16 protein-coding genes and 1 pseudogene are annotated in these 18,727 nt (G+C 70.4%); 9 read left to right on the top strand and 8 right to left on the bottom strand.

Features of this window, described 5'->3' with window-relative positions:
* The first annotated feature begins 67 nt into the window (after positions 1–67).
* A complete protein-coding gene (locus ACIREE_RS31095; RefSeq protein WP_404159460.1) occupies positions 68–1,054 on the top strand; it encodes an ATP-binding protein in 987 nt (328 codons plus the stop codon).
* A 6-nt stretch (positions 1,055–1,060) separates the two neighbouring features.
* Here ACIREE_RS31095 and ACIREE_RS31090 read toward each other — a convergent pair whose 3' ends face one another.
* Entirely contained in the window at positions 1,061–2,350 is a 1,290-nt protein-coding gene (locus ACIREE_RS31090; RefSeq protein WP_404159457.1) for a hypothetical protein, read from the bottom strand.
* Positions 2,351–2,685: 335 nt separating this feature from the next.
* Between ACIREE_RS31090 and ACIREE_RS31085 the strand changes: the two genes are divergently transcribed.
* The 6 genes and pseudogenes from ACIREE_RS31085 to ACIREE_RS31060 all read left to right on the top strand — a co-directional run bounded on the left by ACIREE_RS31085 (position 2,686) and on the right by ACIREE_RS31060 (position 10,671).
* On the top strand, positions 2,686–5,064 hold the full coding sequence (locus ACIREE_RS31085) for a bifunctional SulP family inorganic anion transporter/carbonic anhydrase (protein ID WP_404159454.1): 2,379 nt from the start codon (positions 2,686–2,688) through the stop codon (positions 5,062–5,064).
* 182 nt (positions 5,065–5,246) lie between these two features.
* Entirely contained in the window at positions 5,247–7,205 is a 1,959-nt protein-coding gene (acs, locus tag ACIREE_RS31080) for an acetate--CoA ligase (RefSeq protein WP_404159451.1), read from the top strand.
* A gap of 203 nt (positions 7,206–7,408) precedes the next feature.
* A pseudogene (nhaA, locus tag ACIREE_RS31075) lies at positions 7,409–8,837 on the top strand (Na+/H+ antiporter NhaA).
* A 64-nt stretch (positions 8,838–8,901) separates the two neighbouring features.
* Positions 8,902–9,420 (top strand): phage holin family protein, encoded by a 519-nt coding sequence (locus tag ACIREE_RS31070; RefSeq protein ID WP_404159448.1) that lies wholly within the window; start codon positions 8,902–8,904, stop codon positions 9,418–9,420.
* Positions 9,417–10,367, top strand: coding sequence for an alpha/beta fold hydrolase (locus ACIREE_RS31065; RefSeq protein WP_404159445.1), 951 nt, complete (start codon positions 9,417–9,419; stop codon positions 10,365–10,367). The genes ACIREE_RS31070 and ACIREE_RS31065 overlap by 4 nt, the downstream gene beginning before the upstream one ends.
* 118 nt (positions 10,368–10,485) lie before the next feature.
* Positions 10,486–10,671 (top strand): hypothetical protein, encoded by a 186-nt coding sequence (locus ACIREE_RS31060; RefSeq protein ID WP_404159443.1) that lies wholly within the window; start codon positions 10,486–10,488, stop codon positions 10,669–10,671.
* 46 nt (positions 10,672–10,717) lie between these two features.
* On the opposite strand, the gene ACIREE_RS31055 is transcribed toward ACIREE_RS31060, so the two are convergent.
* The 3 genes from ACIREE_RS31055 to nth all read right to left on the bottom strand — a co-directional run bounded on the left by ACIREE_RS31055 (position 10,718) and on the right by nth (position 13,878).
* Positions 10,718–11,917 (bottom strand): MarP family serine protease, encoded by a 1,200-nt coding sequence (locus tag ACIREE_RS31055; RefSeq protein ID WP_404159440.1) that lies wholly within the window; start codon positions 11,915–11,917, stop codon positions 10,718–10,720.
* Positions 11,918–12,011: 94 nt separating this feature from the next.
* Positions 12,012–12,764: an NUDIX hydrolase gene (locus ACIREE_RS31050; protein ID WP_404159437.1), complete on the bottom strand. Its 753-nt coding sequence runs from the start codon at positions 12,762–12,764 to the stop codon at positions 12,012–12,014.
* A gap of 73 nt (positions 12,765–12,837) precedes the next feature.
* Positions 12,838–13,878 carry an endonuclease III gene (gene nth / locus ACIREE_RS31045; protein ID WP_404159774.1) on the bottom strand — a complete coding sequence of 347 codons (1,041 nt, stop codon included), beginning with the start codon at positions 13,876–13,878 and terminating at the stop codon, positions 12,838–12,840.
* Between the two features lie 357 nt (positions 13,879–14,235).
* On the opposite strand from nth, the gene ACIREE_RS31040 reads away from it, so the two are divergent.
* Both ACIREE_RS31040 and ACIREE_RS31035 read left to right on the top strand, forming a co-directional pair.
* Positions 14,236–14,910, top strand: a complete 675-nt coding sequence (locus tag ACIREE_RS31040) for a Crp/Fnr family transcriptional regulator (RefSeq protein WP_016642758.1) — start codon at positions 14,236–14,238, stop codon at positions 14,908–14,910.
* A 211-nt stretch (positions 14,911–15,121) separates the two neighbouring features.
* Complete coding sequence (locus ACIREE_RS31035) at positions 15,122–16,069, top strand: sigma-70 family RNA polymerase sigma factor (protein ID WP_404159435.1); 948 nt, start codon at positions 15,122–15,124, stop codon at positions 16,067–16,069.
* Positions 16,070–16,087: 18 nt separating this feature from the next.
* Here ACIREE_RS31035 and ACIREE_RS31030 read toward each other — a convergent pair whose 3' ends face one another.
* The 4 genes from ACIREE_RS31030 to ACIREE_RS31015 form a co-directional block, all read right to left on the bottom strand.
* The gene (locus ACIREE_RS31030; protein ID WP_404159432.1) at positions 16,088–16,918 is read right to left on the bottom strand and encodes an MBL fold metallo-hydrolase; all 831 of its coding nucleotides are present in this window, start codon (positions 16,916–16,918) and stop codon (positions 16,088–16,090) included.
* On the bottom strand, positions 16,918–17,925 hold the full coding sequence (locus tag ACIREE_RS31025) for an NUDIX hydrolase (RefSeq protein WP_404159430.1): 1,008 nt from the start codon (positions 17,923–17,925) through the stop codon (positions 16,918–16,920). Before ACIREE_RS31025 ends, ACIREE_RS31030 begins: the two co-directional genes overlap by 1 nt.
* Positions 17,926–18,066: 141 nt before the next feature.
* A complete protein-coding gene (locus tag ACIREE_RS31020) occupies positions 18,067–18,534 on the bottom strand; it encodes a RidA family protein (protein ID WP_404159428.1) in 468 nt (155 codons plus the stop codon).
* Positions 18,531–18,695, bottom strand: coding sequence for a DUF4177 domain-containing protein (locus ACIREE_RS31015; protein ID WP_107498797.1), 165 nt, complete (start codon positions 18,693–18,695; stop codon positions 18,531–18,533). Before ACIREE_RS31015 ends, ACIREE_RS31020 begins: the two co-directional genes overlap by 4 nt.
* Positions 18,696–18,727 lie beyond the last annotated feature (32 nt).

Genomic DNA, 18,727 nt, shown 5'->3' with positions numbered 1-18,727 from the left:
ACGAAGGAGTGGTCTTCTTCACGCGGACCCCGCACGGACAGCAGCTCCCCGGCTACGCTACGTGAACATGAAGATCGCTTTCGTTGGGAAGGGCGGCAGCGGTAAGACGACGCTGTCCTCGCTGTTCATCCGCCACCTCGCCACCACCGGATCCCAGGTCGTCGCCGTCGACGCCGACATCAACCAGCACCTCGGAGCCGCGCTCGGGCTCGACGAGGACGTCGCCGCCGAGCTGCCCGCCATGGGCGCGCGGCTGCCGCTCATCAAGGACTATCTGCGCGGCTCGAACCCGCGCATCGCCTCGGCCGACACCATGATCAAGACCACGCCGCCCGGAGAGGGCTCACGGCTGCTGCGCGTGGGCGAGAACAATCCGGTGTACGACGCCTGCGCGCGTCTCGTGGAACTCGACGGCGGCGCCGTGCGTTTGATGGTCACCGGACCCTTCACCGAAGCCGACCTCGGTGTCGCCTGCTACCACTCCAAGACCGGAGCGGTGGAGCTGTGCCTGAACCACCTCGTCGACGGCAGAGGTGAGTACGTGGTGGTCGACATGACCGCGGGCTCCGACTCCTTCGCCTCCGGCCTGTTCACCCGCTTCGACATGACCTTCCTCGTGGCCGAGCCGACGCGGAAGGGCATCTCGGTCTATCGCCAGTACAAGGAGTACGCCCAGGACTTCGGCGTCGCCCTGAAGGTCGTGGGCAACAAGGTGCGGGGCGATGACGACGCCGACCTCGACTTCCTGCGCTCCGAGGTGGGGGACGACCTGCTCGTCACCGTCGGGCAGTCGGACTGGGTGCGCGCCATGGAGAAGGGGCGCCCGCCTCGCTTCGAGCTCCTGGAAGAGCCCAACAGGAGCGCCCTGCGGGCCCTCCAGGCCGCGGCCGACGCGACGTACGAGGCCCGCGACTGGGAGCGTTACACGCACCAGATGGTGCACTTCCACCAGAAGAACGCACAGAGTTGGGGCAACGAGAAGACCGGGGCCGACCTGGCTTCACAGATCGACCCCGGTTTCGTCCTTCAGGAGAGCGTCACCGCAACTGCCTGACAGAGCTCACGACTTGGTGGCCGGTGCACCCGGAACCCCCTTGGGTGCCGGGGCCGGCCGGTCGGCGAGGAAGGACGCCCAGCCCTGCTTGGGCGCCTGCCCCACGTCGAGGCCGGTGAGCCTGTCCAGGGTCGCGGGGTCCTGCGCGTCGAGCCAGTCGGCGAGCTGCCGGAAGGAGACGCAGCGGACCTCGGGCTTGTTGCAGACCGTGTGGATCGTCTGCTCGACGGCACGCATATAGACGCCGCCGTTCCAGGACTCGAAGTGGTTACCGATGATCAGTGGGGCGCGGTTGCCCCGGTAGGCGCGGCCGAAGCCCGCCAACAGGCTGTCGCGCATCTGGTTGCCCCAGTGCGCGCGCATGTCGGGGTCGCCCTGCGTGGTGGAGCCGGACTGGTTGACCATGAAGTTGTAGTCCATGGTGAGCTGCTCGTACGAGTGCCCCCGGAAGGGGACGAGCTGCATGGACAGGTCCCACAGGCCGTTCTTCTTCTTGGGCCACACCTGGTCGTCCACGCCACTGGTGTCGTAGCGGAATCCCAGGTCGTGAGCCGCGCGCTTGAAGTTCTTCTTGCCTTCGAGACAGGGGGTGCGGGCGCCGACGAGTTCCTTGTCGTAGTCGAACGGCAGCGGGGCCGCCTTCTTCATGCCCGTGTTGGTCTTCCACGCCTTCACGAAGGACTTGGCCTGCTGGATCTCACTCTTCCACTCGGCCACCGACCACTGGCCGACGCCCCCGTCGCTGCCGCAGAAGTGGCCGTTGAAGTGCGTGCCGATCTCATTGCCCTCGAGCCAGGCGCCGCGCAGTTGCTCAACGGTGTCCTTGATCCCCTTGGCGTCATTGAAGCCGATGTCGGAGCGGCCCGGCGAGTGCTGCGGCGCGTGATAGAGGCCCTTCTTCTCCTCGGGAAGCATGTAGACGCCGCTGAGGAAGTAGGTCATGGTCGCGTTGTTCCTCTTGGCGACCTTGCGGAAGTGCGAGAAGAGCTTCTGACTGTCCTCGCCGGCGCCGTCCCACGAGAAGACCACGAACTGCGGGGGCTTCTGGCCGGGTCTGAGTCGCTCGGCTCTCGGCAGCCGCGGCTGCTGACCGGTGTACGCGGTCGAGCCGTCGCCGATCGGCCGGAGCACGCTGCCGGGGGCGGCGGGCGCGGCCTTCTTCGGGCCGGGGGCGCCGTGCTCGGGTGCGGCGCCGGAGTCACTGTTCGCGCAACCGGCGAGGACCGCGGCGCACGCCGCGGCAGCGGCGATGGCCGCGGTGATCCTCAGGGTGACGATCCTCTGGGTGGCGGCCATCTTCCGCCCACCTACTTCCTTGGAGTCGGCCTGCAAGACGGTGCATGCGAGAAATGCCCGCTATGAGCGGGCAGCGCCGTCAACGTCGCACGAGGTCCGAACGGAGTTTGTACGACAAGCCGACCAGGATTCTTATTCACTCCCAGGGGTGAAGCATTGCCCCATTTGCCCGGTAAATCCGTCCACAACCTTTACTCTGCATTACGATCCATTTACCGAGAGTTGCTTTCATCCCGCCGCTGCACGCCGTGAACCACGGCCGCGATCGACCCCGCCCACACCTCGGGGTCCCCCCTCATTCCGCGACCGCGCTGCATCCTGGAGGAGACGGGAACATGTCAGCCTGCGTACCCACCCGCGCCAGTGACCCCGACCGAGCGGACGTGCCGACAGCCGCCGCCCGCAAGGCCCACAGCCCCCCACCGCCACCCCGTCGCCGCTTCCGGATCGCCGGTGCCGACGTGTCGGCGTCCATCGCGGTCTTCCTGATCGCTCTGCCCCTGTCCCTCGGTATCGCCCTGGCGACCGGCGCACCTCTGGAGTCGGGGCTCGTCGCCGCCGCGGTCGGCGGGCTCGTCGTCGGCCTGTTCGGCGGGGCCCCGCTCCAGGTCAGCGGCCCGGCCGCGGGCCTGACCGTGGTCACCGCCGAGCTGATCCAGCGCTACGGCTGGCGGACCACCTGCGCCATCACCGTCCTCGCCGGGATCGCCCAACTCGGTCTCGGCTGCCTGCGGGTGGCCCGCACGGCACTCGCCGTCAGCCCCGCCGTCGTGCACGGCATGCTCGCCGGCATCGGCATCACCATCGCCGTCGCCCAGCTGCACATCGTCCTCGGCGGCACGCCGGAGAGCGCGGTTCTCGACAACGTGGTGGCGCTGCCCGCCCAGTTGGCCGATGCGCAACCGGCCGCCCTCGGTGTGAGCGCCCTCACGCTCACCGTCCTCTTCGCCTGGCCCCGCATCCCGGGCCGGGCCGGCCGCCTCACCCGTAAGGTGCCCGCGGCACTCGTCGCGGTGACCTCCGCGACCGTGGTCACCGCTCTGTCCGGCCTGACGCTGCCCGAGGTCGACCTGCCGTCCTGGAGCAGCCACGCGCTGGCCGGGCTGCCGGACGGGCCCGTGCTCGGCATCGCGGCCGCGGTGCTGACGACCACCCTGGTGTGCAGCGTGCAGTCGCTGCTCGGCGCCGTCGCCACCGACAAGCTGGCCTCGGCGCGGCCCGATCTGCCGCCGAAGACGCGCCGCTCGAACCTGGACCGGGAACTGCTCGGCCAAGGTGCCGCGAACATCGTGTCCGGCTCGCTCGGCGGACTGCCCGTCGCGGGCGTCGCGGTGCGCTCGGCGACGAATGTGAACGCGGGCGGTGTGAGCCGGAACTCCACGATGCTGCACGGCGTTTGGGTAGTAGCGGCCACCGCGCTCCTGGTCCCCGTTCTGGAGATGATCCCGCTCGCCTCGCTGGCCGCCCTGGTGATGGCGGTCGGCCTCCAGATGGTGTCCCTCCACCACATCCGCACGGTCACCCGCCACCGTGAGGTCCTGGTGTACATCGTGACCACGCTCGGAGTCGTCGCCCTCGGCGTGCTCCAAGGCGTGGGGCTCGGTGTCGCGGTCGCCGTCGCCGTCGCACTGCACCGCCTCGCGCGCACCCGCATCACGCACGAGGAGGACACGCACGGCGCCCATCATGTGCGCGTACGAGGCCAGTTGACGTTTCTAGCGGTCCCGCGGCTGAGCCGGGTACTGCATCAGGTACCTCAAGGAGGGAAGTGCGTCGTGGAGTTGGACGGCTCCTTCATGGACCATGCCGCGTACGAAGCGCTGCAGGACTGGGAGAAGTCGCACACCGCGCAGGGCGGGCAGGTAGAGCTGACCGGCCGCGGGGGACACCGGATCACCGAGCCCGCGAGCCACTCCTGCTGCCGCCCCTGGACGCCGTGGCGCAACCACCACTGCGACCGGCCCAGCGCCGCCGCGCGCGAGACCGAAAGGGAGAACGAGACCGCGGAGCCGCGCCGCGGCGGGCATCAACTGGCCAGTGGAATCAGCGCGTTCCAGCGCAACACCGCGCCCCTGGTGCGCGATGAGCTGGCGCGGCTGGCACGAGAGGGGCAGCAGCCCACGCAGCTGTTCCTGACCTGCGCCGACTCGCGACTCGTCACATCGATGATCACGTCCAGCGGCCCTGGCGACCTCTTCGTCGTACGGAACGTGGGCAATCTCGTGCCACTGCCCGGCGCCGAGAGCGGGGACGACTCGGTCGCGGCCGCCATCGAGTACGCCGTCGACGTGCTGAAGGTGCGGTCGATCACCGTGTGCGGGCACTCCGGATGTGGCGCCATGCAGGCGCTGCTGAGCAGCCCGCCGACCGGATCCGGCGCGCTCACGCCCCTCAAGCGGTGGCTGCGGCACGGCATGCCGAGCCTGGAGCGGATGGCCGACAAGGGCCTGCCGTGGGCGCGGCTCGCCGGGCGGGCACCTGCCGACACGGCCGAGCAGCTCTGTCTGACCAATGTGGTCCAGCAGTTGGAGCACCTGCGCGCGCACGAGTCGGTGGCCGAAGCCCTGCGGCAGGGCGCGCTCGAACTGCACGGGATGTACTTCCACGTCGGTGAGGCGCAGGCCTATCTACTGGAGGAGCCGGACCCCGTCTTCGGGGAGGTCGCGGCCACGTCTTTCGACGACAGCGACGTCACTGCCACCACACGGGCCTGAACCGTCACTTTCCCTCCCGCGTGGAAGAGATGACACCGTACGGCTCCTGGCTGAACCGGCCGGGAGCCGTCAACAGGTCTAAACCAATTGCCGGACCCCCCTTGTCACCAGGGGTCGGCGTCTGATGAGCTGTGGATTGGGACACAACGGTCGCCCCGGCAAAGCACCGTAAGGGAGATGTCGTGAGCAACGAAAGCCTGGCCAACCTCTTGAAAGAGGAGCGTCGCTTTGCGCCGCCGGCTGACTTGGCCGAGAACGCCAACGTCACGGCCGAGGCGTACGAGCAGGCCAAGGCTGACCGGCTCGGTTTCTGGGCCGAGCAGGCCCGCCGCCTGACCTGGGACAGCGAGCCGACCGAGACGCTGGACTGGTCGAACCCGCCGTTCGCCAAGTGGTTCAAGGACGGCAAGCTGAACGTCGCGTACAACTGCGTCGACCGGCACGTGGAGGCCGGCAACGGCGACCGGGTCGCGATCCACTTCGAGGGCGAGCCCGGCGACAGCCGGGCCATCACCTACGCCGAGCTCAAGGACGAGGTCAGCCGGGCCGCCAACGCGCTGACCGAACTGGGCGTGCAGACCGGTGACCGGGTCGCGGTCTACCTGCCGATGATCCCGGAAGCGGTCATCTCGATGCTGGCCTGCGCGCGCATCGGCGCCGCGCACTCGGTGGTCTTCGGCGGGTTCTCCGCCGACGCCATCGCCAAGCGCATCGAGGACGCCGACGCCAAGGTCGTCATCACCTCCGACGGCGGCTACCGCCGCGGCAAGCCCTCCGCGCTGAAGCCGGCCGTCGACGACGCGCTGACCCGCGTGGACGGCGTCGAGAAGGTCCTCGTGGTGCGGCGCACCGGGCAGGACGTCGCCTGGACCGAGGGCCGCGACGTGTGGTGGCACGAGATGGTCGGCGGGCAGTCGGCCGAGCACACGCCGCAGGCCTTCGACGCCGAGCAGCCGCTGTTCATCCTCTACACGTCGGGCACCACGGGGAAGCCCAAGGGCATCCTGCACACCTCCGGCGGCTACCTCACCCAGGCCAGCTACACGCACCACGCGGTCTTCGACCTGAAGCCCGAGACGGACGTGTACTGGTGCACGGCCGACATCGGCTGGGTCACCGGCCACTCCTACATCACCTACGGGCCGCTCTCCAACGGCGCGACGCAGGTCATCTACGAGGGCACCCCGGACACCCCGCACCAGGGCCGGTTCTGGGAGATCGTGCAGAAGTACGGCGTCACCATCCTCTACACGGCGCCGACCGCGATCCGCACGTTCATGAAGTGGGGCGACGACATCCCCGCCAAGTTCGACCTGTCCAGCCTGCGCGTCCTCGGCTCGGTCGGAGAACCGATCAACCCCGAGGCCTGGATCTGGTACCGCAAGAACATCGGCGCCGACACCTGCCCGATCGTCGACACCTGGTGGCAGACCGAGACCGGCGCCATCATGATCTCGCCGCTGCCGGGCGTCACCGACACCAAGCCGGGCTCCGCCCAGCGCGCTCTGCCCGGCATCAGCGCGACCGTCGTCGACGACGAGGCGAACGAGGTCCCCAACGGCGGCGGCGGCTACCTCGTCCTCACCGAGCCGTGGCCGTCGATGCTGCGCACCATCTGGGGCGACGACCAGCGCTTCATCGACACCTACTGGTCGCGTTTCGAAGGCCAGTACTTCGCCGGTGACGGCGCCAAGAAGGACGACGACGGCGACATCTGGCTGCTCGGCCGCGTCGACGACGTCATGCTCGTCTCCGGCCACAACATCTCGACCACCGAGGTCGAATCGGCGCTCGTCTCCCACCCGGCCGTCGCCGAGGCCGCCGTCGTCGGCGCCGCCGACGAGACCACCGGGCAGGCCATCGTCGCCTTCGTGATCCTGCGCGGCACCGCGAACGCGGACGACGAGAACCTCGTCGCCGGACTCCGCAACCACGTGGGCGCCGTGCTCGGCCCGATCGCCAAGCCCAAGCGGGTCCTGCCCGTCGCCGAACTGCCCAAGACCCGCTCCGGCAAGATCATGCGACGGCTCCTGCGCGACGTCGCGGAGAACCGGGCGGTCGGCGACGTCACCACCCTCGCCGACTCCTCCGTCATGGACCTGATCCAGACCAAGCTGCCGGCAGCGTCCAGCGAGGACTGATCCGATCCGCGTACGAGTCACCGACGGGCACCCGGCGAGCGCGCCGGGTGCCCGTTTCGTGCGTATCGTGATGATCACCAGCTACGTCTGCGTACACCCGGTAGGGTGAAAGCCGCGTCACGAACGCGGCAGGAAGTTCACAGGGTGTGCCGGGAAGTCTGGTCGGCGGAGTCATCAGCCGTACCCGACCGGAGGTCTCACGCGTGAGCGCGCCCCACAAGCCCCAGCCGCCCCGGACTTCGCAGAAGAGCGACCGTAAAGTACTCGGACACCTGTCCCTGCCCGAGCGGACCGTCGTGGCGGACGCCCTGCGGGCCGAGACCGTCGGCGGTGTGCTGCTGCTCGTCGCCGCCGTCGCGGCGGTCATCTGGGCGAACGTTCCGGCGATCAGCCACAGCTACGAGACGGTCAGCGACTTCCACCTCGGGCCTTCCGCGCTGGGCCTCGACCTCTCCATCGAACACTGGGCCGCCGACGGCCTGCTGGCCGTCTTCTTCTTCGTCGCCGGCGTCGAACTCAAGCGCGAACTCGTCGCAGGGGATCTACGCGATCCCAAGGCCGCCGCGCTCCCGGTCGTCGCCGCGATCTGCGGTATGGCCGCACCCGCCCTCGTATACACGCTGGTGAACGTGGTCGGGGGCGGATCCACCGACGGCTGGGCCGTGCCGACCGCGACCGACATCGCCTTCGCGCTGGCCGTCCTCGCCGTCATCGGTACGTCACTGCCCGGTGCCCTGCGCGCCTTCCTGCTCACCCTCGCCGTCGTCGACGACCTCCTCGCGATCCTGATCATCGCGGTCTTCTTCACCGACGACCTGAACTTCGCCGCGCTCGGCGGCGCGGTCGTCGGCCTCGCCGTCTTCTGGCTGCTGACGCGCAAGGGGGTGCGCGGCTGGTACATCTACGTGCCGCTCGCACTCGTTATCTGGGGCCTGATGTACAACAGCGGCATCCACGCCACCATCGCGGGCGTCGCCATGGGCCTGATGCTGCGCTGCACCCGCCGGGAGGGCGAGGAGCGCTCCCCCGGTGAGCACATCGAGCACCTGGTGCGGCCGCTGTCGGCCGGGGTCGCGGTGCCGCTGTTCGCCCTGTTCAGCGCGGGTGTGATCGTTTCCGGCGGGGCGCTGGGCGACGTATTCACCAAGCCCGAGACGCTGGGTGTCGTACTCGGCCTCGTCGTCGGCAAGGCCGTCGGCATCTTCGGCGGTACCTGGCTGACGGCCCGCTTCACAAGGGCGGCGCTCTCCGATGAACTGGCCTGGCCGGACGTCTTCGCCGTCGCCTCGCTCGCCGGCATCGGCTTCACCGTCTCGCTCCTGATCGGTGAACTCGCCTTCTCCGAGAACCCCGTACTCACGGACGAGGTGAAGGCCTCCGTGCTCGTCGGCTCGTTGATCGCGGCGGTCATCAGCGGCGTACTGCTGAGGATGCGGAACGCGAAATACCGCGCCCTGTGGGAGGCGGAGGAGCGCGACGAGGACCAGAACGGCATCCCCGACATCTACGAGGAGGACACGTCGGGTCAGAGCCCTGTGGACGACCGCGATTCATGAGAAGAAGGCCACGGAACATCGCAGGCTTGCCGAAGTGACGGGCGGGGAAGGCGCCGGGGGCGAGCGTCCGGCATGATCTGACATCAAGTCCGCACATCCGGAGCATCCACAAGCTTCTACAGGAAAACAGGGAGTACGCGATGAGCGCACCCGACGGCAGCACGCTCGGCGCGGCCGGCGCCGAACGCAGCATCGGCCAGCTGTTCGCCTCGGCGACGACCGAAATGTCCGCACTGGTGCACGATGAGATCGCCCTCGCGAAGGTGCAGCTCAAGCAGGACGTGAAGAAGGGCGCGGTGAGCGGCGGGGCGTTCACCGCGGCGCTGACGGTGGCGATCTTCTCACTGCCGATGCTGAGCTTCGCGCTCGCGTACGGCATCAACTCCTGGACCGGCGGCCACAACGGCAACGGCGGCTGGAACCTCGCCTGGTGCTTCCTGCTCTCCTTCGCCGCGAGTCTGCTCCTCGCCGGCCTGCTCGGCCTGATCGGCATGGTCTTCGCCAAGAAGGCCAAGAAGAGCAAGGGTCCGCAGAAGGTCGCCGCCTCGGTCAAGGAGTCGGCGGGCGTACTGCAGAACGCCAAGCCGCACCCCCGTCAGGTGACGCCGGCCGACCGTGTCCCCGAGGCCATCGAGGCTGTGGCACGCTCGTCTTCATGACGGACCCCGCCACTCCTTCGGCCCAACCGCCTTCTTCTGTCGTACGGCTCGACGTCCCTGGTGGCGAGGTGACCCACCGGGACGTCGCGGCCAACGGCGCGCGCTTTCACATCGCGGAGATGGGTGACGGGCCGCTCGTGCTGCTGCTGCACGGCTTCCCGCAGTTCTGGTGGACGTGGCGACACCAGCTCGGCGCACTCGCCGACGCGGGCTTCAGGGCCGTGGCCATGGACCTGCGGGGCGTCGGCGGCAGCGACCGCACGCCGCGCGGATACGACCCGGCGAACCTCGCGCTCGACATCACCGGCGTGGTGCGCTCGCTCGGCGAACCGGACGCGGCGCTCGTCGGGCACGACCTCGGCGGCTACCTCGCATGGACCGCGGCCGTGATGCGGCCGAAGCTGGTGCGCCGGCTCGCGGTCTCGTCGATGCCGCACCCGCGGCGCTGGCGCTCGGCCATGCTGTCGGACGTCAAGCAGACCGCCGCCGGGTCCTACATCTGGGGATTCCAGCGGCCGTGGCTGCCCGAGCGCCAACTGGCCGCCGATGACGGGGCGTTGGTCGGCCGCCTGGTCCGCGACTGGTCGGGGCCGCAGCAGCCCGACGACGAGACCGTCGAGACGTACCAGCGCGCCATGTCCATCCCGTCGACCCCGCACTGCTCGATCGAGCCGTACCGGTGGATGGTCCGGTCGATGGCCCGCCCCGACGGCATCCAGTTCAACCGGCGGATGAAGCGCCCGGTCCGCGTGCCCACGCTGCATCTGCACGGCTCGCTGGACCCGGTGATGCGTACGCGCAGCGCCGCGGGCTCCGGCCAGTACGTCGAAGCGCCGTACCGCTGGCGCCTGTTCGACGGCCTCGGCCACTTCCCTCACGAGGAGGATCCGGTGGCTTTCTCCAAGGAACTGGTGAGCTGGCTGCAGGATCCCGAGCCCGACCGGTGAGCACCCGGTGTGCGGACGGGAACGCCTGTCCTACGAACAGCCAAATGCCTGCCGCATAACCCGATTTGGGGGCTGTGGGGGCGATTACCGACCATGGGGCCCGGGCACACGTCGGTGTATGGGCTGGACGCACGACTACAGTGACGCAGCACGCAATCGCCGCCCAGCGATGACGCTGGGCTCTCCCCAGAGGGGCGCGCCGGAGGGATACCCGGTGCATGATCCCCGGCTGGGAATTCCGCGCATCCTGCGACGTCGGGCCCGGTGGGTGTCGGCCCGGCTGCGCCACAGCGGGCGCGGCTGACACACTTTCAGGGCCTGACCACAAGGCCCGTCCACTTATGGCTTGCCTAGAGGGCGCAGGCGTCCGTGTCCACCTGCTGGACCGCCGCACGGCCCTGGGTGATGTCGGTGCGGATCTCGTCGCCGGAGAGCGCGTAGCCCGTCTGCGCGTTGTCCAGGGACTTGGCGAAGACGACGCCGTAGACCTGGCCGTCGGGCGTCAGGAGCGGTCCGCCCGAGTTGCCCTGCCGGACCGTGGCGAACAGCGAGTAGACGTCGCGCTGGACCGTGCCGCGGTGGTAGATGTCGGGGCCCTTGGCGGCGATACGGCCGCGGACGCGCGCGGGACGCACGTCGTACGCGCCGTTCTCCGGGAAGCCCGCGACGATCGCGCCGCCGCCGCGCTGCGCGTCCGTCGGCGTGAACCGGAGCGGGGGCGCCTTCAGCGCCGGCACGTCCAGGACCGCGATGTCGCGCTTGTAGTCGTAGAGCACGACCTTCGCGTCGTACTTGATGCCCTCGCCGCCGATCTGCACGGTGGGCTCGTCGACGCCGCCGACCACATGCGCGTTCGTCATGACGCGTCGGTCGGAGAAGACGAAGCCGGTGCCCTCCAGGACCTTGCCGCAACTGGGCGCCTGGCCCACGACCTTGACGATGGAGCGCTTGGCGGTCAGCGCGGTCGGGCTCTTCGCCAGCGCCGGGTCGGGCGGCTGCACCTCGGTGATCGGCTCGTTCGCGAACGGGCTGAAGACTTGCGGGAATCCGTTCTGCGCGAGCGTGGAGGAGAAGTCGGCGAACCAGGTGTCGGCTTGGGTGGGCAGCGCCCGCGAGACCCCGAGCAGCACCTTCGAACTGCGCACTTCCGTGCCGAGCGTGGGCAGCGTCGTGCCGGCGAGGGCGGAACCTATCAGCCAGGCGACCAGAAGCATCGCCCCTACGTTGACCAGGGCGCCGCCCGTCGCGTCGAGCGCGCGGGCGGGGGACCAAGTGATGTACCGGCGCAGCTTGTTGCCCAAGTGGGTGGTGAAGGCCTGGCCCACCGAGGCGCAGACGATCACGACGACCACGGCGACGACCGTGGCGGTCGTCGTCACCTGGGCGTCGCTGGTGGCGGCCCCCCAGATGAGAGGCAGCGCGTAGACGGCGACGAGGCCACCGCCCAAGAAGCCGATCACCGACAGGATGCCGACGACGAAGCCCTGGCGGTAGCCCACGATCGCAAACCAGACGGCGGCCGCGAGCAGCAGGATGTCCAGCACGTTCACCGAATTCTGGCCTCGCCTCGCATCGCGGGTTTCCACTGCCGCGCCGAGGTCATGGGGGTGCTCCCCGGGACGGCAACGGCACGGGGCCACCCTGTCATGAGCGCCAGTCGAGCGGGACCGTCTTCGCTCGGTCCCAGGGGCGCTCCCACCCCGCGTAGTGCAGGATCCGGTCGATCACGCCGGCCGTGAATCCCCAGACCAGCGCGGATTCCACGAGGAACGCGGGCCCTTGGTGGCCGCTCGGGTGGACGGTCGTCGCCCGGTTCTCCGGGTCCGTGAGATCCGCCACCGGGACCGTGAAGACGCGGGCCGTCTCCGCCGGATCGACCGCGGCGACCGGGGTCGGCACCCGCCACCAACCGAGCACAGGCGTCACCACGAAACCGCTCACCGGGATGTAGAGCCGCGGCAGCACACCGAAGAGCTGGACGCCTCTCGGGTCCAGGCCCGTCTCCTCCCACGCCTCCCGCAGGGCGGCGCGCAGCGGGCCCTCGGTGCGCGGGTCGCCGTCCTCGGGGTCGAGGGCGCCGCCGGGGAAGGACGGCTGGCCCGCGTGCGATCTGAGCGAGCCCGCCCGCTCCATCAGGAGCAGCTCGGGGCCGCGCTCGCCCTCGCCGAACAGGACCAGGACCGCGGACTGCCGGCCCGCGCCGTCCTTCGGCGGCAGGAAGCGGCTGAGCTGCTCGCCGCGGACGGTGCTCGCCGCGGTGGCGACGGGGTCGAGCCAGCCGGGCAGGCCTTCCGTGCGCAGCGTGACGTCCGGGACCGCGGGGCTGCCGCCGGTCCCGCCGATGTCACCGGCCTCGCCGGTCCCGCCCATCGCGTCGATCTCGCTCACGTGCTTCATCTCGCAGCCCCCGTACCTGTCGTGACTCGCCCAACGCCTGACCGCCCCCGTTTCGTTCCATGATCCGGGTCTGTCACCCGGTCGTGGTCGTGGCGCCCAAGGGCGGGGCCGGAATGCCGCCCGCGTCCAGATACGACTGCGGGGGCTTGAGCCGCTGGCCCGGGAAGCCGCCCTTCTCGTACTTGAGCAGCTTCTTCGCCTTCTCCGGGTCCGTCTCGCCCTCGCCGTACGCCGGGCAGAGCGGGGCGATCGGGCAGGCGCCACAGGCCGGTTTGCGGGAGTGGCAGATGCGGCGGCCGTGGAAGATCACGTGGTGGCTCAGCATCGTCCACTCGCTCTTCGGGAAGAGCTCGCCGATCGCCTTCTCGACCTTGTCCGGGTCGGTCTCCTCGGTCCACTTCCAGCGGCGGACGAGCCGGCCGAAGTGGGTGTCGACGGTGATCCCGGGCCGCCCGAACGCGTTCCCCAACACGACGAAGGCGGTTTTGCGGCCCACGCCGGGCAGCTTGACGAGATCTTCGAGCTGTCCGGGCACCTCGCCCCCGAAGTCCTCGGTCAGCGCCTTGGCCAGACCCATGATCGACCTCGTCTTGGCCCGGAAGAACCCGGTCGGCCGGATCAGTTCCTCGACCTCCTCGGGGTTGGCCGCGGCCAGGTCCTCGGGGGTCGGGTACTTCGCGAACAGCGCCGGGGTCGTCTGATTGACCCTCAGGTCCGTCGTCTGGGCGGACATCACCGTGGCGAGGATCAGCTGGAACGGGTTCTCGAAGTCCAACTCCGGGTGCGCGTACGGGTACGTCTCCGCGAGCTCCCGGTTGATCTTGCGCGCGCGGCGGACCAGCGCCGCGTGCGTCTCGGGCTTCGCGGCGCCGGTCTTCTTCGCGGAGCCGCTCTCTTTTGCGGAGCCGGTCTTCTTCGCGGCGCCGGTTTTCTTCGCGGCGCCGGACTCCTTCGCAGCGCCGGTCTTCTTCGCGGCGGGCTGCGTCGCGGGGGTCTTCTTCGCCACGGCCTTCTTTACGGCGGGCTTCTTCGCGGCGCTCTTCTTCACGGCGGGCCGCGACGTCGCGGACTGCGTCGCCGCGGGCTTCGTCGCCGCAGGCTTCTTCGCGGGCATGGACTGGGCGGCCTTTCCCTGGGCGGACACGGTCTCGGGCGGGGTCTCGCCGGTGCGGCGGGCGTCACTCCGCCTCTGTTCGCCCACAGCGGAATCTTGGTCGGCCGCCACCGTCCGAGCCCCCTCTGCCTGCATTGTCACCGGCTTTTTGGACACTCGGCCAGCCTAAAGCCCGGCACCGACATCCGCCCCGGAGCCACCGGATCGGCCCCCGATTGGCCCCCTCCCCGTCGGGTTGTGACGCAGGTGCGGCAGACTTGTGTCTGAGTGACTGATCACACTGTTTGGACCGTCCGGCAAAATGGGCGTCGGGATACAACCGTCCCCCACAGTGCAGGCGACATAGGAGAGAAACTCGTGGACGACGTTCTGCGGCGCGCCCCGCTCTTCGCGGCGCTCGATGACGAGCAGGCCGCGGAGCTCCGCGCCTCCATGAGTGAGGTGACCCTCGCGCGCGGCGATGCCCTGTTCCACGAGGGCGATCCCGGTGACCGCCTCTACGTGGTCACCGAGGGCAAGGTGAAGCTCCACCGCACATCCCCCGACGGCCGCGAGAACATGCTGGCCGTGCTCGGCCCCGGTGAGCTCATCGGAGAGCTGTCGCTCTTCGACCCGGGCCCGCGGACCGCGACCGCCAGCGCGCTGACCGAGGTGAAGCTGCTCGGCCTCGGCCACGGCGACCTCCAGCCCTGGCTCAACGCGCGGCCGGAGGTGGCCGCCGCCCTGCTGCGCGCCGTCGCCCGGCGCCTGCGCAAGACCAACGACCAGATGTCCGACCTGGTCTTCTCCGACGTGCCGGGCCGCGTCGCCCGCGCGCTCCTCGACCTGTCGCGCCGTTTCGGCGTGCAGTCCGAGGAGGGTATCCACGTCGTGCACGACCTCACGCAGGAAGAGCTGGCCCAGCTGGTCGGCGCCTCCCGCGAGACCGTGAACAAGGCGCTGGCGGACTTCGCGGGCCGCGGCTGGCTCCGCCTGGAGGCCCGCGCCGTGATCCTGCTGGACGTGGAGCGCCTCGCCAAGCGTTCTCGCTGAGTGTCTTACGCAGCTACGTAGATGGGGTCCCGCCACACACTGTGGCGGGACCCCATCTACGTAGAGGCACCAGGATCTACGTAGAGGAACCAAGATCTAGGTAGAGGCACCAAGGGCGCGGACGGGCGCGGCTCCGCACGGAAATGCCGTGCTCCGAGCCGCGGTGCTGAGACAGGATCGCGATACACAACGCCCCGGAGGGAAACCCGGCATGACGCAGTCCCAGCCCCGGCCCCCGTCACAGTCGACGTCGCAGTCCCCGCCGCAGTCCCTGTCCGCGGCCGAGCTGGCCACCCGGTTCGAAGCGGAGCGCGGCCGTCTGCGGTCCGTGGCGTACCGCGTGCTCGGCTCGCTGAGCGAGGCGGAGGACGCGGTTCAGGAGAGCTGGCTGCGGTTGCAGCGCGCGGACATCGAGGACGTACGGAACCTGAGCGGCTGGCTGACGACCGTCGTGGGGCGGATCTGTCTGGACATGCTGCGCACGCGCGCGTCGCGCCGCGAAGGCCCCCTCGACACGAGCACCGCCGACACCCATGTCCCTGATGTGGTGATCCGGCCGGCGGACCCCGGCCGGGAGGCCGAACTCGCGGACTCCGTAGGCCTGGCGCTGCTCGTCGTGCTCGACACGCTCGCGCCGGCCGAGCGGCTCGCGTTCGTGCTGCACGACATGTTCGCGGTGCCGTTCGAGGAGCTCGCGCCGGTCGTCGAGCGCACCCCGGCGGCGACCCGGCAGCTGGCGAGTCGGGCCCGGCGCCGGGTCCAGGGCGCCAACGTGCCGCCCGCGACCGACCTGGCCCGGCAGCGCGAGGTGGTCGACGCCTGGCTCGCCGCCACCCGCGCCGGTGACTTCGAGGCGCTGCTCGCGCTCCTCGACCCCGACGTGCTGCTGCGGGTCGACGCGGGCCCCGGCACGGCGTCCAAGCTGGTGCGGGGCGCCCTGGAGGTGGCCGGTCAGGCGGCGATGTTCGGGCAGCTGGTGCCGCAGGCGTTCCCGGCGTACGTGGGCGACGGGATAGGAATCGTGCAGGTCCCCCGCGGCCAGGTCGTCGCGGTCCTCGCCCTCACCTTCCGGGAGGGCAGGGTCACCGGCGTCGACATCATCGCCGACCCGCCGCGCCTCGCCGCCATGGGCGTCACCTGGCCGCGGGACGAGTCCTAGGGCCTGCCTTCACGGGCCTCAGATCAGGCCGTGTTCGCGCAGGTAGTCGAGCTGGGCCAGGACGGAGAGCTCGGCTGCGGGCCACAGGGAGCGGTCCACATCGGCGTACACGTGTGACACGACGTCGGACGACGCGACGTAGCCGTTCTCGACCGCCGTCTCGACCTGGGCGAGGCGGTTGGCGCGGTGCGCGAGGTAGAACTCGACCGCTCCTTGTGCGTCCTCGAGGACGGGGCCGTGGCCCGGCAGCACCGTGTGCACCCCGTCGTCGACGGTCAGGGACCGCAGGCGGCGCAGCGAGTCGAGGTAGTCGCCGAGGCGGCCGTCCGGGTGGGCGACGACGGTGGTGCCGCGTCCGAGGATCGTGTCGCCGGTCAACACGGCCCGGTCGGCGGGGAGATGGAAGCAGAGCGAGTCCGCGGTGTGTCCCGGGGTCGGCACGACGCGCAGCTCCAGGCCGCCCGTCCGCACCACGTCCCCGGCCGCGAGCCCTTCGTCGCCGAGGCGCAGCGCCGGGTCGAGTGCCCGGACCTTCGAGCCGGTCAGCTCGGCGAACCGGGCCGCTCCTTCGGCATGATCGGGGTGCCCGTGCGTGAGCAGCGTCAGGGCGATCCGCTTGCCCGCCCGCTCGGCGGTGGCGATCACCTGCGTCAGGTGGGCGTCGTCCAGCGGGCCCGGGTCAATCACGACGGCGAGGTCGCTGTCGGGCTCGGCGACGATCCAGGTGTTGGTGCCATCGAGGGTCATCGCGGACGGGTTGGGCGCGAGCACGTTGACTGCGCGGGCGGTGGCGGGCCCGGACAGCACGCCGCCGCGCGGCTGCCCGGGGAGGGCGGCTGCTTCGGTCATCAGCGGGGTCCCCCGGTCTTCTCGGCCGTACCGTTCCCGGCCCCGGTCTTCTCAGCCGTACCGTTCCCTGCCGCGGTCTTCTCAGCCGTACCGTTCCCGGCCGCGGTCTTCTCGGCCCCGGTCTTCTCGGCCGTTCCGGCCGTCCCGGAACCGCCGGTGGTCGGAATGTGCTTGGTGAACTCGTCGTGCCCCGGCCAGGACAGCACCAACTCGCCCTCTTCCAGACGCGCCTGTGCCAGTACGGGAGTGAGGTCGCGCTCCGCCGAACCGGCCAGCGCGCCGTCCACCGAGTCGTACGCCGCAAGAGTCCGCAGCGTCGCGATGGTCGGCGGCATCATCGACAGTTCGCCCTGGTCGTACTCCGCCGCGGCCCGCTCCGGGCGGATCCACACGGTGCGGTCGGCCTCGGAGGAGTCGTCGCTGGTGCGCTGGCCCGTGGGGAGCGCGGCCACGAAGAACCAGGTGTCGTAGCGGCGCGGCTCGAACTCCGGGGTGATCCACCGCGCCCAGGCGCCGAGCAGATCGGAGCGGAGCACGAGGCCCCGGCGGTCCAGGAATTCGGCGAACGACAGGTCCCGGTCGATCAGCGCCTCCCGGTCGGCGACCCAGTCGGCGCCCGTCGTGTCGTCGACGACGGTGTCGGGGGTGGGCCCGGCGAGCAGGACTCCGGCCTCCTCGAACGTCTCGCGCACCGCGGCGCAGACGACCGCCTGCGCGTCCTTGTCGGGGACGCCGAGGCGCGCGGCCCACTCCTCGCGCGACGGCCCGGCCCAGCGGACCTGGCGGTCGTCGTCACGGGGGTCGACGCCGCCACCGGGATACGCGTACGCGCCGGCGGCGAAGGCCATGGACGTGCGCCGCCGCAACATGTGCACCTCGACGCCCTCGGCGTCCCTGAGGAGCATCACGGTCGCGGCGCGCCGGGGCGTCGCAGGCACCAGCGTGCCGGCGGCGAGGGCGCGGATGCGGTCCGGCCACTCGGGGGGATACCACTGCCCGTTTGCCATGGCCGGAGGCTATCCGGTGACGGCCGGATGTTCGAGAGCCCGCCCGTCACCGGCCACCACCGGAAACACAGCTTCAACAGCCGCAACAGCCCTCAGCCCGTACGGCCGTACGGCCGTACGGGCTGAGGCGCTTGGTGGCGCCTACGCCTCGGTGAGCTCCACCTGGAACTCGACCTCGACCGGCGCGTCCAGCGGCAGCACCGCGACACCGACGGCGCTGCGGGCGTGCACGCCCTTGTCGCCGAGCACCTCGCCGAGCAGCTCGCTCGCGCCGTTGATGACACCGGGCTGCCCGGTGAAATCGGTGGCGGAGGCGACGAACCCGACGACCTTGACCACGCGCGCGATCCGGTCCAGGTCACCGGCGACCGACTTGACCGCGGCCAGCGCGTTCAGCGCGCAGGTGCGGGCCAGCTCCTTGGCCTGCTCGGCGGTGACCTCGTCGCCGACCTTGCCGGTCAGCGGCAGCTTGCCGTCGACCATGGGCAGCTGCCCGGCCGTGTACACGTACACACCGGACTGCACGGCCGGCTGGTAGGCCGCGACCGGCGGGACGACGGGCGGCAGGGTCAGGCCCAGCTCCGCCAGCTTGTCCTCGACGGCGCTCACGCAGCCTTCTCCCGCTTCAGGTACGCCACCAGCTGCTCGGGGTTGTTCGGCCCCGGTACGACCTGCACCAGCTCCCAGCCGTCCTCGCCCCAGGTGTCGAGGATCTGCTTCGTCGCGTGCACGAGGAGCGGCACGGTCGCGTATTCCCACTTCTTAGCCATGACGCCGACTGTATCCGCCCTGTATCCGCCTG

The organism is Streptomyces sp. NPDC102467, from assembly GCF_044765445.1.
GTDB lineage: Bacteria > Actinomycetota > Actinomycetes > Streptomycetales > Streptomycetaceae > Streptomyces.
The sequence above is the reverse complement of the archived record's forward strand: the minus strand, read 5'-3'. Positions and strand labels throughout refer to the sequence as shown.

What these genes read in the sequence shown, in the direction of transcription:
- ACIREE_RS31065 (WP_404159445.1), top strand. Translation starts at nt 9,417, where the DNA reads ATGACGGACCCCGCCACTCCTTCGGCCCAACCGCCTTCTTCTGTCGTA.
- ACIREE_RS31050 (WP_404159437.1), bottom strand. Translation starts at nt 12,764, where the DNA reads ATGAAGCACGTGAGCGAGATCGACGCGATGGGCGGGACCGGCGAGGCC.
- ACIREE_RS31060 (WP_404159443.1), top strand. Translation starts at nt 10,486, where the DNA reads ATGGGCTGGACGCACGACTACAGTGACGCAGCACGCAATCGCCGCCCA.
- ACIREE_RS31025 (WP_404159430.1), bottom strand. Translation starts at nt 17,925, where the DNA reads ATGGCAAACGGGCAGTGGTATCCCCCCGAGTGGCCGGACCGCATCCGC.
- nth (WP_404159774.1), bottom strand. Translation starts at nt 13,878, where the DNA reads ATGCCCGCGAAGAAGCCTGCGGCGACGAAGCCCGCGGCGACGCAGTCC.
- ACIREE_RS31035 (WP_404159435.1), top strand. Translation starts at nt 15,122, where the DNA reads ATGACGCAGTCCCAGCCCCGGCCCCCGTCACAGTCGACGTCGCAGTCC.
- ACIREE_RS31095 (WP_404159460.1), top strand. Translation starts at nt 68, where the DNA reads ATGAAGATCGCTTTCGTTGGGAAGGGCGGCAGCGGTAAGACGACGCTG.
- ACIREE_RS31085 (WP_404159454.1), top strand. Translation starts at nt 2,686, where the DNA reads ATGTCAGCCTGCGTACCCACCCGCGCCAGTGACCCCGACCGAGCGGAC.
- ACIREE_RS31030 (WP_404159432.1), bottom strand. Translation starts at nt 16,918, where the DNA reads ATGACCGAAGCAGCCGCCCTCCCCGGGCAGCCGCGCGGCGGCGTGCTG.
- ACIREE_RS31015 (WP_107498797.1), bottom strand. Translation starts at nt 18,695, where the DNA reads ATGGCTAAGAAGTGGGAATACGCGACCGTGCCGCTCCTCGTGCACGCG.
- ACIREE_RS31090 (WP_404159457.1), bottom strand. Translation starts at nt 2,350, where the DNA reads ATGGCCGCCACCCAGAGGATCGTCACCCTGAGGATCACCGCGGCCATC.
- ACIREE_RS31070 (WP_404159448.1), top strand. Translation starts at nt 8,902, where the DNA reads ATGAGCGCACCCGACGGCAGCACGCTCGGCGCGGCCGGCGCCGAACGC.